Consider the following 13226-nt stretch of genomic DNA (forward strand, 5'->3'; position numbering starts at 1 on the left):
GTGCGCCCGCGGGGACGACGAGGCGGGGGAAGTGACCCGTCGCACGGAAGCCTCCGCAGCACCGCCCGCTCGGCACGCGCGGGGCTCGCCCCGCACTTCAACATCCTCGGGCACGCGGACGACCGGGTCGGCGGCATCCCCGTGCACGTGCTCGCGGCTCTCGTCCTGGAGGAGGCCGGCAGCGTCGCCCACGCGCGGGAGATCGTCGAGTCGGCGCCGCTCGCCTCGTCCGGTTCCTTCATGCTCTTCGACACCGAGAGCGCCGTCCTGCTCGACCTGAGCCCGGTGGGCGTCTTCGAGGCGCCCCGGGTGGCCGAGGGCACGCACCTGCGCACCAACCACTTCCTGACCGAGGTCCCGGCGGCGCGCGAGAAGGCCTGGCTCTACCAGCCCGACTCCGGCGATCGCTTCGACTTCCTCCGCGAGCGCCTGACCCGCGCGGGGGCCGGAACCGGGGCCGGGACCGGGGCCGGGGCAGGGACCGGGGCCGGGTCCGGGACCGGGGCAGGGACCGGGGCAGGGACCGGGGCCGGGGCGGTCACCGCGGACGGGCTGCCGCAGGCACTGGTCACGGGGCCGGGTGAACCACCCGTGACCTGCGTCCCCGACCCGACCGCGCCGCTGGGGCGGCGCTGGGCGAGCCTCGCCACGGTGGTCCTCGACCCGGCCGCCCGCGCCGCGCGGGTGCTCGACGGCACCCCCGCCGAACAGCTCACCCGACCCTGGATCCCGCTCCGGGCGTGACCCGCGGCTCCTTGAGGGCCAGGCCGCCGACGAGGGCCGCGAGCAGCGCGGCCCCGGCGCCGAACCACAGGCTGGTGGTGTACGCGTCGAGCAGGCGGCCCAAGCCCCAGTCGGAGCCCTCGGACGACCCGCCGTCGTTCCACGGGGCGGTGATCGCCGTGCCGAAGACGGCCGCGCCGCTCGCGGCGCCCAGCTGCCCGACGCCCGCGACCGCCCCCGCTGCGCCTCCGGTTCCGGCGAGCGGCCGGCCGGCCGGGGCGCCGGTGGCGAGGTCGTACAGCGGCGGGAAGGCGAGGCCGGTGCCGCAGCCGGTGAGCAGCAGGGCGGGCAGCACGAACGGGAGATAGGCGCCGCCCACCGGGGCGAGCGCGAGGGCGAGCAGCCCGGCGCCCGTCAAGGCCGCCCCCGTCACGACCAGGATCCGGGGCGCGGCGGGCGAGGCCGCCCTGGCGGCGACCAGCGTCGCCGCCAGGATCGCGGCGACGGCCAGCGGAAGCACGCTCAGGCCGGTCGCGACGGGGGACTGGCCGAGCACGTACGGCAGGCGGAAGGACACCGCCCCGTACAGGGCGAACATGCCGAGGCCCAGCAGGGCCATGACGACGAACGAGCCGGCCCGGCGGGGCTCCTTGAGCGCATGGACCGGGAGCAGCGCGCTCGATGTCCTGCTCTGCGACGCGAGGAAGGCGATGACCAGCGCGAGCCCGACCACGCAGGGCACCAGGATCGTGGGGGCGGCCCAGCCCTGGTCGCCGACCCGGCCGAGTCCGTGGACGAGGGCGCCGAGGCCGAGCGTGCTCAGCACCGCGCCGGCCGGGTCGAAGCGGGCGCCACTCGGCCCTGCGGGCGCGGACACCTTCGCCAGGGTGACGATCAGGGCGACGACGGCGAGGGGGAGCCCGCCGTAGAGCGCCATGCGCCAGGAGAGCAGCTGCGACAGCGTTCCGCCGAGGAGGATCCCGAGGGCGCTGCCACCGCCGACGACGCCCGCGAAGACACCGAAGGCCGTGCGGCGCTCCTTGGGGTCGGTGAAGCCACCGGCCACCAGGGAGAGCGCGGCGGGCGTGAGCAGCGCGGCGCAGACGCCCTGGAGGAGCCAGGCCGCGATCAGCAGGGCCGGCGCGGGCGCCGAGCCGGCCAGCACGGCGGCCACCGCGAACCCCGACAGGCCGATGACCAGGGTCCGCCTGCGGCCGACGAGGTCGGAGAGGTGCCCGCCGAACAGGGCCAGGGCGCCGAGTCCGACGGCGTAGGCCGTGAACATCCAGTTCACCGCGTCGGGAGCGAGACCCAGATCGGCCTGGACGTGCGGCACGACCTGGTTGAGGACGGATGCCTGCGTCACCACGAGCAGCTGCACCAGGACGGCCACCCCGAGTCCCCACCACCGGCGGGGGTCCGGGGCGGTGGCGCCGTGCGGGAGGTCGGCCGGGGTGGTGGCCCCGGACCACACGCCGCCGGGCACCGGCGTCCCGCCGAGCGGCGGACCGAAGCCCTGCCCCGGGGCACCGTACGCGGGCGCGGTGGGCGCGTAGCCGGGCGGCGGCGGCACGTGCTGCTGTCGCCCGGCGAGCGCGATCCGGGGATCGGCCTGCGCCGGAACGGCGGGCGGGGCGTCCTGCACCGGAGGCGCGAAGTCCAGCAATCGGGCGGCGTGCCGTCCGAGTTGGGCCAGCACGGATCCGGGGAGCCACTCCGTCGTGTCGTCCGTCACGGTGGCCTGGGCGATCTCCTGCGGTGTCGGTCGCCGTGCCGGGTCCTTCTCCAGGCAGGCCCGTACGAGACCGACCAGCGAGTCCGGCACGCCGGTGAGGTCCGCCTCCTCCTCGGCGACGCGGAAGAGGTGGGCGTTGAGACCGGTGTCGGTGGCACCGAAGAGCATGCGCCCGGTGGCCGCGTAGACGAGTACGGCCCCGAGACAGAACACGTCGCTGGCGGGGGTCAGTTCGAGACCGCGGACCTGCTCGGGCGACATGAATCCGGGCGAGCCGATCAGCATCCCGGTGTGGGTGTGCAGGCTGTCGCCGGTCAGGCTGTCCATGGCGCGGACGATGCCGAAGTCGATGACGCGGGGCCCGTCGACGGTGACGAGCACGTTCGACGGCTTGAGGTCGCGGTGGATGAGTCCGGCCTCGTGGACCGTCCGCAGGGCGAGGGCGAGGCGGTTGGCCAGGGCGCGTACGGAGTCCTCGGGCAGCGGGCCGAAGTCCTCGGCGACCACGGTGTGCAGATCGGGCCCGGGGATGTACTGGGTCGCCACCCACGGCACGTCCGCGTCGGGATCGGCGTCGAGCACGGCCGCCGTCCAGCTGCCGCCGACCCGCCGTGCCGCGGCCACCTCACGCGCGAAGCGTCTGCGGAACTCGGCGTTCCCGGCGTACTCGGCCTGCACGACCTTGACGGCGACCGTGCGTCCCCCCTCGGAACGCCCGAGATAGACCAGGCCCATGCCGCCCGCCCCCAGGCGGGCGATGAGCCGGTACGGGCCGATGCGGGTCGGGTCTTCGGCGATCGACTGGTCCACGAGCAAGGAAGATAGTCCAACTGCCCGGGTTGCACAGGCCCATTGCCACGATCCCGAGCGGCCCGCGCGAGGTGTCCGTACGGCACCTTTCCTTCCCTCGCGCCGGGGCTTCGGACGATCGGCGCGGCCGGACCGGCCGGGACGGGGGACCGAACGCGCCGACACGCCGGCCGGTGACGACGGGACGGTGGGATGATCGTCGGGACATCGGGGTCCGTACCGGCCGTCAGGAGGAGCAGCGTGCAGAGCCTCGGCTACGACGATGTGAAAGACGCGACCGAGCGGGTAGCCGGGCATGTCCGGCCGGTCGCCGTCGCACCGGGCGGGACCGGCGGGCGCGGCTACGAGCTGTTCTTCGCGCTGGAGTTCCTGCAGCACACGGGGTCGTTCAAGGCGCGCGGCGCACAGAACTTCCTGCAGGCGCACCGGGAGGCGGGCACCCTGCCCAGCGCCGGAGTGACGATCGCCTCCGGCGGCAACGCGGGCCTCGCGTGCGCGTGGGCGGCGCGGCGGCAGGGCGTGCCGGCCACCGTCTTCCTGCCCGGGTCCGCGCCGAAGCTGAAGGTGGAGCGGCTCGTCGGGTACGGCGCGGACGTGCGCTTCGCCGGTACGGAGTACGCCGAGGCCCTGGCCGCCTGCGAGGAGTACGCGGCGGAGAGCGGGGCGCTGGCCTCGCACGCGTACGACCATCCCCTCATCGCCGCCGGGGCGGGCACCCTCATGGAGGAGATCCACCAGCGCGTCCCCGACCTCGACACCCTGGTCGTCTCGGTGGGCGGGGGCGGCCTGTTCGCCGGGGTCGCCACGGCCGCGCGGCGGCACGGCGTGCGCACGGTCGCCGTCGAGCCCGAGCACTGCCGTGCGCTCGACGCCGCGCTGGAGGCCGGGACGCCGGTCGACGTGACCGTCGACTCGGTGGCCTCCGACGCCCTCGGCGCGCGCCGGGTGTCCGCCGCCGCGCTGCACGCCGCCCGCCAGGACGACACCCGCACCGTCCTCGTCCCGGACGCCGAGATCGTGCGGGCCCGCCAGACCCTGTGGGACGAGCGCCGGCTGGTCGTCGAGCACGCCGCCGCGACCGCCTTCGCGGCCCTCACCTCCACCACCCCCGCGTACCGGCCCGCGCCGGGCGAGAAGGTCTGCGTGGTCCTGTGCGGTGCCAACACCGACCCCGCCGACCTGGTCAGGTAGTGCGCCCACCGCCCCGCGCGCCCGCGGTCCGGTCCGCGCAAGGTCCGGTCCGCGCACGAGGTCCCGTCCGCGCACGGTCCGGTCCGCGCACGAGGTCCGGTCCGCGTACGAGGTCCCGTCCGCGCAAGGTCCGGTCCGCGTACGAGGTCCCCGTGGCTCAGCCGGGCTGTTCCTCCTCTTCGTCGTCGATGGCGAGGTCGCGCCGCATGACGCCGCGCATCCGGGTGAGCAGTTTCCACGCCTGGTCGACCCGCTCCTGGAAGGAGCCGAACTCGTCCTCCCCCGGGGTGTCGTCACCGGTCCCGGCGAGCCCCTTGAGGCTCCCGTAGCCCCCGTTGAGCCAGTGGCTCACCTCGGCGGCCGAGGCCAGCACCGCCGCCGGGACGATCATCTGGGCCTCGGCGTAGGTGGTCCGGAAGGCGATGCGCTGCTCCTCCAGGTCCTTCAGGCGGGCGGCCCGGTCGCCACGCCCGCGCAGCGCGTGCGCAAGGTTCACCTGAGCGGTCAGGTACTGCCGGGCCCCGGTGTTCAGCGCGATGTAGCAGCCCCGCCGCAGCTCAAGGCGCTCCCGCGCCTGCTCCTCGCGCCGCTCGGAGCGCCGCACCGACTCGGCGTGCCGCCGTTCCTCCCGCTGCTGCTCGGCGACCGCCCGCAGCTCCCGCTGCTTCGACCGGTCGGCTCTCGACTGGGTGAGCAGCGCGGCCCCCAGGGTGCCGACGACGCCCACGACGGCCACCACCAGCGCTATCCCGTTCTCCCCCACGCGTACCCCTCCCGTACGACACCGTGCCGCCGCCCACCCTGTCACGCGATCACCGCCACTCGAACAGGACCCCCGAACAGGACCCCCGAGAGATTCCTCCTGCGTGATACTCGCCCCATGACGCCGATCCCCGAGCCCGCGCCGGTGCCCACCCCCGGTGCGACCGCGACGCCCGGCCCCGCCGCCGTGCCCTTCGGCACGCTGAAGATCCGCGTCAGCGCCCTCGTCTACTGCGGGGACGAGGTCGCGCTCATCCGGCGCGACCGGCCGGGCTCCGTCCACTTCTCGACCCCGGGTGGCAACGTCGAGCCCGGCGAGGACCTGCGGGACGCCCTCGCCCGTGAGCTCCGGGAGGAGCTGGGTCTGGACATCGCCCAGGCAGAGGGGGGCGAGCTCGTGTGGACGGTCGACCAGCGGGTCAGCCGGCCCGGGCCCACGCCGCCGCCGCGGAAACTGCATCTGATCCACCGTCTGCGGGTCACCCCGGCCGTGCGGGCGGGGCTGGCCACCGAGGAGTACGACGAGCTGCCGGACGGCGGGCACGAGACGGGGCACGTCGTGTGGATCGACCACCGCGAGACCGGGCGGTTGCCGGTCTTCCCGCCGATCGGGCCTCACCTGGCGCACCTCGGTCCTTTCAGCACGGTCGGCGACGCGGCTCTCCCGGCGGTCACGGACGCCACCTACCGCTGGGTGTAGCCGTCGCGCGCCGCGGGCGGGCGGTGGAGCGGGTGGCGGCCCCGGTCGGGGGAATGTGCGGGCGGGGGCGTGGGCGGGCGTCGTCGGGGTGGTACGTCGATGGCCATGCAGCCAGGCTCGGCCCCCGCGGTCGCCCCCCTCCTCCGTACGGCCGCCGCCTACGCGTGGCGCGTGCTCGTCGTCGGCGGGCTCGTCTACGCGCTGTTCGCGGTGCTCGGGCGCTTTCACGAGATCGGTGTGGCCGTGTTCCTGGGCCTGGTGATCACCGCCCTGCTGCGGCCGGTCGCCGACATCGTCGCCAAGGGCCTTCCCCGCCCGCTCGCGGTGGCCCTGACGCTCCTCGGCGGCATCGCCCTGGTCCTGGGCATCCTCGCGTTGGTCGGCGAGGCCGTGGCGGGTGAGCGGACGACGCTCGTGCGCGAGTTCCGGGAGGGGATCGGGCGGATCGAGCACTGGCTGGAGCAGCCGCCGTTCCGGCTGAACCCGCGGGCGCTGACCGATGTCCAGTCCCGGATCGGGGAGTTCCTGTCGAGCCATCGCTCGACGCTGGTCAGTGAGGCGGTGAGCGGGGCGCACCGGCTGGTCGCGGTGCTGACCACACTGGCCCTCGCACTGTTCTCCTCGGTGTTCTTCATCCACTCGGGCGACCGGCAGTGGGGCTGGTTCCGGGACCAGCTGCCGCCGTCCGCACGGGTCAGGGCGGATGTCGGCGGGCGGGCGGCCTGGCGTACGTTCACGGGCTACACGCACGGGATCGTGCTGGTCGCGGCGACGAACGCGGTCCTCGTGGGGATCGCCCTGTGGCTCCTCGGGGTGCCCCTCGCGGTCCCCCTGGCCCTCCTGGAGTTCATGGCCGCGTTCATCCCGCTGATCGGCTCCCCGGTCGCGCTCGCGGTCGCCGCCGTCGTCGCCCTGGCGGCCAAGGGGCCGCTCGTGGCGGGGATCGTGATCGCCCTGATCGTGGTGATCGGCCAGATCGAGGGGCATCTGCTGCACCCCCTGGTGATGAGCTGGGCCGTCCGGCTGCACCCCCTGGTGGTGGCGATCTCGGTCATCGCGGGGTCGATCGCCGCCGGCATCGTGGGCGCGGTCGTGGCCGTACCGCTGGTCTCGGTGGTGTGGGCCGTTCACACGTCCCTCCGCGAGGCCCGGGCGGCGGAGCGGGCGGCGGCGGAGGACTCGCCACCGGACCGGGCGGGCTCAGCGCCGTGACGCCGCGATGCTCAGGACGTTGGCGGTGACGACGGCGCCGATGGCCGCCCCGTCCGCCCAGCCGAGGCTCTGGCCGAGACCGATCCAGCCCACGACCGCCGCCAGGACCGGATTGACGCTCATGAAGAGGCCGAAGGCCGCGGGCGGGACGTGGCGGAGGGTGAAGAGGTCGACGAGGTACGGGACGGCCGAGGCGAGGACGCCGGCGGCGACGGCGTAGCCGAGGGACGCGGCGGTCGGCGGATGGCGCAGGGCGACGACGAGGCCGACGGGCAGGAACATCAGGGCGGACAGGGCCGCCGCGGCGGCGCTGCCCTGGGCGCCGGGGATGCGGCTGCCGACGGTGCGGTTGAGCAGGATGTACGCGGCCCAGCAGACGGCGCCGAGGAGGCCGAAGCCCATCCCGACGTAGTCGGTGGTGGGCTGGGGGCGCATGAGGGTGACGACGCCGGCGGCGGCGAGCACCGCGCAGCAGGCGTCGACGCGGCGGCGGGTCGCGGCGAGGGCGATGGCGAGGGGGCCGAGGAACTCCAGGGTCACACCGAGGCCGAGGCCCACCCGGTCGATGGCCGTGTAGAGGGAGAGGTTCATGGTGCCGAAGACGACCGCGAGCAGGATCACCGGCTGCCACTGACGGCGGGTGAAGGAGCGCAGCCGGGGCCGGCCGACGGCGAGGAGGACGATCGCGGCGACGTACTGACGGACGGCGACCACTCCGACCGGGCCGAGTACGGGGAAGGCGAGGGAACCGGTCGCGGCGCCGATCTGGTTGGACAGGCCGCTGCCGAGCATGGCGGCGACACCGGCGGGGGACATGCGGTGAGGGTGCTCGGCGGGGGCCGGCGCGGTGGAGGTGGAGGTGGCGGGGGCTGCGGGCATGGCGAGATCGTCCTCGTCGCCGGAGCTTGCACAAAATGCATGGCCGGAAGGCATCTATACGCTTGGCGTATGAATCTGGAACTGCGGCAGCTGCGCTGTCTCCTCGCGATCGTCGACGAGGGCACCTTCACGGACGCCGCCCTCACCCTCGGCGTCTCCCAGGCGGCCGTGTCCCGCACCCTCGCCTCGCTCGAACAGACCCTGGGTGTGCGCCTGTTGCGCCGCACCTCCCGCTCCGTGACGCCCACCGCGACCGGGATACGGGTGGTGGCGCACGCCCGGCGGGTGCTGGACGCGGCGGACGAGCTCGTCCGGGAGGCCGGCTCCGGGGAGCGGGCGCTGCGCATCGGCTACGCCTGGTCGGCGCTGGGGCGACACACCCCGGCGTTCCAGCGCGGGTGGGCCGCGGCGCATCCGGGCACGGAGCTCCAGATGATCCGGGTGAACTCGCCGACCGCCGGGCTCGCGGAGGGCTCCTGCGATCTGGCGGTGCTGCGCAGGCCCCTGGAGGACCGGCGCTTCGACTCGGCGATCGTCGGTCTGGAGCGGCGGCTGTGCGCGATGGCGGCCGACGAGCCCCTCGCCAGGCGCCGTTCGGTGCGGCTCGCCGATCTCAGCGGGCACACCCTGCTGATCGACCGGCGCACGGGCACCACCACTCCGGAGCTGTGGCCGCCGGACTCCCGGCCGGCGACGGAGGAGGTGCACGACGTGGACGACTGGCTCACCGCGATCTCCACCGGCCGCCGCATCGGCATGAGCGCGGAGGCCACCGCCAGCCAGTACCGCCGGCCCGGTGTCGTCTACCGCCCGGTGCGCGACGCCGAGCCGGTCGCGGTGCGGCTGGCCTGGTGGCGGGACGACCCGCATCCCGCGGCCCAGGCCGTGATCGAGCTGTTGTCGGCGCTCTACCGTTCGGCGTGAGCCCGGCCGCGGTCGGGGACCGCGCCCTGGGGCCGAGGGGGGGCGGGGCGGGAGGGTCAGCGGACACCCGGACGGGCGGGAACGGACCCGCGCGAACGGACGGGCGCGAACGGACGGGCGCGAACGGATGGGCGCGAACGGACGGGCGCGAACGGACGGGCGCGAACGGACGGGCGCGAACGGATTCTCGCGGACGGATTCTCGCGGACGGTGGGCGCGGACGGACGGGCCGTCAGACGACGTGGTCCGCGCGCATGTCCGCGATGTCGGACGGTTCGTAGCCCAGCTCCGCCAGGATGCGCTCGGTGTGCTCGCCCACGGCGGGGACGGGGTCCATGCGCGGCGTGGTGCCGGACAGGTCGGCCGGCGGCAGCAGGGCCGGGACCCGGGCGCCGCCGGGTATGCCGACCTCCCGCCACCGCTCGCGGGCGTCGAGGACGGGGTGCGCCAGGAACTCCGCCATGTCGTTGACGCCGGCGTTGGCGACGCCCGCCTCGTCCAGGAGCTTCATCGCCGTCCCGCTGTCGAGGCGGGTGAAACGCTCGGCCACGAGGGCGTCGAGCTCCTCCCGGTGGGCGACCCGGTCGGAGCCGGTCGCGAAGCGCGGGTCCGCGGCCAGCTCCGGCTCCTCCAGGAACCGCTCGCACAGCGCGACCCATTCGCGCTCGTTCTGGACGGAGAACAGCACGTCCTTGCCGTCGGCGGCGGTGAAGGCGCCGTAGGGGGCGATGGTGGCGTGCCGCGTGCCGATGCGCGGGGGCTGGGTGCCGCCGAAGCGCGTGTAGTAGGCGGGCTGGTGCATCCATTCGGCGAGCGCCTCGAACAGGGAGACCTCGACGGCGCGGGCGACTCCGGTGGTGGCGCGGGTGAACAGGGCGGTGAGGATGCCGGTGTACAGGTACATGCCGGCGGCGATGTCGGCGACGGACACCCCGGCGCGGGCGGCGCCGTGCTCGTTGCCGGTCAGCGAGACCAGGCCGGTCTGGCACTGGACGAGGAGGTCGTACGCCTTGCGGTCGGCCCAGGGCCCGCTCGTGCCGTAGCCGGAGAGTCCGGCGGCGATCAGCGACGGGAAGCGCTCGGCGAGGGCTTCGGGGGCGAGGCCGAGGCGGGCGGCGGCGCCGGGCGCGAGATTCTGCACGAACACGTCGGCCTCGGAGAGCAGCCGCTCCAGGACCTCCCGCCCCTGCGGTGTCTTCAGGTCGAGCGTGATCGACTCCTTGGACCGGTTGAGCCACACGAAGTAGCTGGACTCCCCGTGCACGGTGGTGTCGTACCGGCGTGCGAAGTCGCCCTCTCCCGGCCGCTCGACCTTGATCACCCGGGCACCGAGATCGGCCAGCTGGCGCGTGGCGAAGGGGGCCGCCACCGCCTGTTCGAGGCTGACGACGGTGATGCCGGACAGCGGCAGGTCCGGGGGAAGACCGGTCATCGGGCGACCTCCTGGGGCCGTGGTGTTCACCGGGTGCGGTGCGCGTGGGGTGCGTTCAGCGTATGACGGCGCTCGACAGGGCGTGCAGGCGGAGGGCCAGCTGGATCTCCAGGGCGCGGGCCGGGGACTGCCAGTCGGGACCGAGGAGACGGCCGATCCGCTCGACGCGCTGGGCCACGGTGTTCACATGGACGTGGAGGTCGTCCTTCGTCCGCGCCGGACTCATGCCACTGGCGAAGTAGGCGTCCATGGTGCGCACGAGGTCCGTGCCGCGGCGGCGGTCGTAGGCGACGACCTGGCCGATGGTGCGTTCGACGAAGCCCTCGATGTCGCGGGTGTCGGCGAGCAGCAGGCCGAGGAAGCCGAGGTCCTCGGCGGCGGCGCCCTCGCCCTGGCGGCGCAGCAGGCGCAGCGCGTCGAGGCAGCGGCGGGCCTCGTCGTAGGCGGGTCCCACCCGCTCGGGGTGGGCGAGGGGGGCCGTGACGGGGGCGGAGGCGCCGACCGTGACGGCCTCGCGCAGGGCCCCGCCGAGGTGTCTGGCGGTCTGCCGGGCGAGTTCGGCGGCGCTCTCGCCCGGGCCGAGGGGCAGCAGCAGGACGGTGCCGCCGTCGCGGGCGGAGGCCAGGCCGTGGCGCGTGGCGGCCAGGTGGGAGGCGGCGGAGCGCAGCCGCTGGCGGTCCGCGCTCTCCCGGCCGCCGGCGTCCGCCTCCGCCCCGGCGCCCGCCCGGTCGATGCGGGCGGCGAGCACCACGTGGGGGGCGTCGGTGTCGGTGCGCAGCCGCGCGGCCCGCTCGCGCAGCAGCCCGGGGTCGCGGTCCGGTGCGTCGAGGAGGTCGTCGAGGAGCTCGCCGCGGACGCGCTGCTCGGCCTCGCCGGCGGAGCGGCGGGCGAGCAGCAGCAGCGAGGTGACGAGGGCGGCGCGCTCCAGGGTGCGCAGGTCGACGGGATCGAGGTCGGGCCGCTCGCGCAGCACGAGGGCGCCGAAGGTCTCGCCGCCGGCGGAGACGGCCGCGACCCAGTCGTCGCCGTGCCGGCCCGCGTGTCCTTCCGTGATCCTCGCGGGCCCGGGCCGCTCCTCGACGAACTCGACGGCGCCGCCGAGCACTTCGGAGACGGCGGCGGCCACGTCATGGACCCCGCCGCCGCGCAGCACGAGCTCGGTGAGCCGGTCGTGGACCTCGGAGGCGCGCTCGATGACCCCGCTGTGCTCACGGATGATGTCGTTGGCCCGCTCCAGCTCCGCGAGGGCGGAACGGGTCTCGGCGAGCAGATTGGCCGTGTCGATGGCGACGGCGGCGTGCGCGGCGAACGAGCCGAGCAGGGCGACCTGCTCCCGCTCGAAGACCCGGGCCCGCCGGTCGGCGGCGAAGAGCACGCCGATGACCTGGCTGCCGAGGGTGAGCGGCACGCCCAGGATCGCCACCAGGCCTTCGTCGCCGACGGCGCTGTCGATGGACTCGGTGTGCTGGAAGCGCTCGTCGCGGAAGTAGTCGTCGGTCACGTAGGGCCGGGCGGTCTGGGCCACCAGTCCGCCGAGCCCCTCCCCCATGCCGAGCCTGACCTGCTGGAACCGGGCGGAGACGGAACCCTCCGTGACCCGCATGTACGTGTCGCCGCGGACCGGGTCGTTGAGGCTGAGGTAGGCCACCTCGGTGCCGAGCAGGGAGCGGGCGCGCTGCACGATGGCGCGCAGCACGTCGTCGAGGTCACGCAGACCCGCGAGGTCGTGCGCGGTCTCGAAGAGGGCCGACAGCTCGGCCTCGCGGCGCCGTCGGCCCTCCAGCTCGGCGCGGACCCTGAGCGCGAGCTGCTTGGCCTGCTCCAGCCCGGCCAGCTGCTCGGGCCCCGCGCCGCTCGCGCGGGCGAGCAGCACGGGGCGGTCGTACGCCTCGGTGGCGGCGCCGCGGGCCAGGAGCTCCAGGTAGACGGCCTGTTCGTGGGTCATGGTCACAGGGATACCTGTCGTACGGGGGGTCGCACCAGCCCTGTGGACAACCGCCTGTGGACAACGTTCGCGGCGCTCAGTGGGCCGTCCAGCCCCCGTCGAGCGCGAGCGAGGTGCCGGTCACGAAGGACGCGTGCGGGGTGCAGAGGTAGAGCACCGCCTCGGCGACCTCCTCGGGCTCGATCAGCCGCTTGAGCGCGGAGTCCTTCAGCATCACGTCGGACAGCACGCGTTCGGCGGGGATGCCGTGGGCGGCGGCCTGGTCGGCGATCTGGCGCTCGACGAGGGGCGTGCGCACGTACCCGGGGTTGACGCAGTTGGAGGTGACACCGTGCGGGGCGCCCTCGAGGGCGGCGGTCTTGGAGAGGCCCTCCAGTCCGTGCTTGGCGGCCACGTACGCGGACTTGTAGGCGGAGGCGCGCAGCCCGTGGACGGAGGAGATGTTCACGATCCGGCCCCAGCCTCGGGCGTACATCTCCGGCAGCGCGCCCCTGATCAGCCGGAACGGCGCCTCCAGCATCACGGTGAGGACGGTGTGGAAGACGTCGGCGGGGAAGTCCTCGATGGGGCGCACGAGCTGGAGCCCGGCGTTGTTCACCAGGATGTCGGCGCCGGCGGCGGCCGCCTCGGCCGCGTCGAGATCGGTGAGGTCGAGCAGCCGCGCCTCGACCTCACCGGGCAGCCCGGCGGAGCCCTCGGACAGTGCGTCCAGCCCCTCGGCGGCGCGGTCGACCGCTCTGACCCGGGCTCCGGCGGCGGCGAGCCGCAGCGCGCAGGCGCGGCCGATGCCACTGGCCGCGCCGGTGACGAGCGCGGTGCGCCCGGAGAGGTCGAGGGTGACGGCCCCGGGTGCGGGCCGGGGCGCGGGGGCCTGGGCCGGAAGGGGCCCTGATGTGGTGGGGGCGCTCATGCT

11 protein-coding genes and 1 pseudogene are annotated in these 13226 nt (G+C 75.0%); 5 read left to right on the forward strand and 7 right to left on the reverse strand.

The genetic code is table 11. The features are described 5' to 3' along the window. Entirely contained in the window at window positions 1–744 is a 744-nt protein-coding gene (locus AB0M16_RS29550; RefSeq protein ID WP_365348280.1) for a carcinine hydrolase/isopenicillin-N N-acyltransferase family protein, read from the forward strand. Here AB0M16_RS29550 and AB0M16_RS29555 read toward each other — a convergent pair. Both AB0M16_RS29555 and AB0M16_RS29560 read right to left on the reverse strand, forming a co-directional pair. Next, the gene (locus AB0M16_RS29555; RefSeq protein WP_365348456.1) at window positions 713–2368 is read right to left on the reverse strand and encodes an MFS transporter; all 1656 of its coding nucleotides are present in this window, start codon (window positions 2366–2368) and stop codon (window positions 713–715) included. The genes AB0M16_RS29550 and AB0M16_RS29555 overlap by 32 nt on opposite strands. 12 nt (window positions 2369–2380) lie before the next feature. After that, window positions 2381–3268, reverse strand: a pseudogene (locus tag AB0M16_RS29560) (serine/threonine-protein kinase); the annotation flags it as partial. A gap of 240 nt (window positions 3269–3508) precedes the next feature. Here AB0M16_RS29560 and AB0M16_RS29565 point away from each other — a divergent pair. After that, on the forward strand, window positions 3509–4459 hold the full coding sequence (locus AB0M16_RS29565) for a threonine/serine dehydratase (RefSeq protein WP_365348282.1): 951 nt from the start codon (window positions 3509–3511) through the stop codon (window positions 4457–4459). A gap of 157 nt (window positions 4460–4616) precedes the next feature. Here the strand turns inward: AB0M16_RS29565 and AB0M16_RS29570 are convergent, their stop codons facing one another. Next, on the reverse strand, window positions 4617–5222 hold the full coding sequence (locus AB0M16_RS29570; RefSeq protein WP_365348284.1) for a hypothetical protein: 606 nt from the start codon (window positions 5220–5222) through the stop codon (window positions 4617–4619). Window positions 5223–5339: 117 nt separating this feature from the next. On the opposite strand from AB0M16_RS29570, the gene AB0M16_RS29575 reads away from it, so the two are divergent. Then, window positions 5340–5921 (forward strand): NUDIX domain-containing protein, encoded by a 582-nt coding sequence (locus AB0M16_RS29575; protein WP_365348286.1) that lies wholly within the window; start codon window positions 5340–5342, stop codon window positions 5919–5921. 105 nt (window positions 5922–6026) lie between these two features. Next, entirely contained in the window at window positions 6027–7133 is a 1107-nt protein-coding gene (locus AB0M16_RS29580; protein WP_365348458.1) for an AI-2E family transporter, read from the forward strand. Here AB0M16_RS29580 and AB0M16_RS29585 read toward each other — a convergent pair. After that, window positions 7122–7949, reverse strand: a complete 828-nt coding sequence (locus AB0M16_RS29585) for an EamA family transporter (protein WP_365348460.1) — start codon at window positions 7947–7949, stop codon at window positions 7122–7124. The two genes, AB0M16_RS29580 and AB0M16_RS29585, sit on opposite strands and share 12 nt — an antisense overlap. Window positions 7950–8081: 132 nt before the next feature. Here AB0M16_RS29585 and AB0M16_RS29590 point away from each other — a divergent pair, with 132 nt between their 5' ends. Beyond that, on the forward strand, window positions 8082–8936 hold the full coding sequence (locus AB0M16_RS29590) for a LysR family transcriptional regulator (protein ID WP_365348288.1): 855 nt from the start codon (window positions 8082–8084) through the stop codon (window positions 8934–8936). A gap of 232 nt (window positions 8937–9168) precedes the next feature. Here AB0M16_RS29590 and AB0M16_RS29595 read toward each other — a convergent pair whose 3' ends face one another. The 3 genes from AB0M16_RS29595 to AB0M16_RS29605 all read right to left on the reverse strand — a co-directional run bounded on the left by AB0M16_RS29595 (window position 9169) and on the right by AB0M16_RS29605 (window position 13223). Beyond that, window positions 9169–10368 (reverse strand): CaiB/BaiF CoA-transferase family protein, encoded by a 1200-nt coding sequence (locus AB0M16_RS29595; RefSeq protein WP_365348290.1) that lies wholly within the window; start codon window positions 10366–10368, stop codon window positions 9169–9171. Between the two features lie 55 nt (window positions 10369–10423). Further along, window positions 10424–12313 carry a GAF domain-containing protein gene (locus AB0M16_RS29600; RefSeq protein WP_365348292.1) on the reverse strand — a complete coding sequence of 630 codons (1890 nt, stop codon included), beginning with the start codon at window positions 12311–12313 and terminating at the stop codon, window positions 10424–10426. A 76-nt stretch (window positions 12314–12389) separates the two neighbouring features. After that, window positions 12390–13223: a 3-hydroxybutyrate dehydrogenase gene (locus AB0M16_RS29605; RefSeq protein WP_365348294.1), complete on the reverse strand. Its 834-nt coding sequence runs from the start codon at window positions 13221–13223 to the stop codon at window positions 12390–12392. Window positions 13224–13226: the final 3 nt, after the last annotated feature.

It is taken from the genome of Streptomyces sp. NPDC051921 (assembly GCF_040680975.1).
In the GTDB taxonomy this organism is placed as follows: domain Bacteria; phylum Actinomycetota; class Actinomycetes; order Streptomycetales; family Streptomycetaceae; genus Streptomyces.

Bases quoted from the DNA above. Each gene is read 5' to 3' on its own strand.
- AB0M16_RS29575 (WP_365348286.1), top strand. From the start codon at position 5,340: ATGACGCCGATCCCCGAGCCCGCGCCGGTGCCCACCCCCGGTGCGACC.
- AB0M16_RS29580 (WP_365348458.1), top strand. From the start codon at position 6,027: ATGCAGCCAGGCTCGGCCCCCGCGGTCGCCCCCCTCCTCCGTACGGCC.
- AB0M16_RS29585 (WP_365348460.1), bottom strand. From the start codon at position 7,949: ATGTCCCCCGCCGGTGTCGCCGCCATGCTCGGCAGCGGCCTGTCCAAC.
- AB0M16_RS29590 (WP_365348288.1), top strand. From the start codon at position 8,082: ATGAATCTGGAACTGCGGCAGCTGCGCTGTCTCCTCGCGATCGTCGAC.
- AB0M16_RS29595 (WP_365348290.1), bottom strand. From the start codon at position 10,368: ATGACCGGTCTTCCCCCGGACCTGCCGCTGTCCGGCATCACCGTCGTC.
- AB0M16_RS29600 (WP_365348292.1), bottom strand. From the start codon at position 12,313: ATGACCCACGAACAGGCCGTCTACCTGGAGCTCCTGGCCCGCGGCGCC.
- AB0M16_RS29605 (WP_365348294.1), bottom strand. From the start codon at position 13,223: ATGAGCGCCCCCACCACATCAGGGCCCCTTCCGGCCCAGGCCCCCGCG.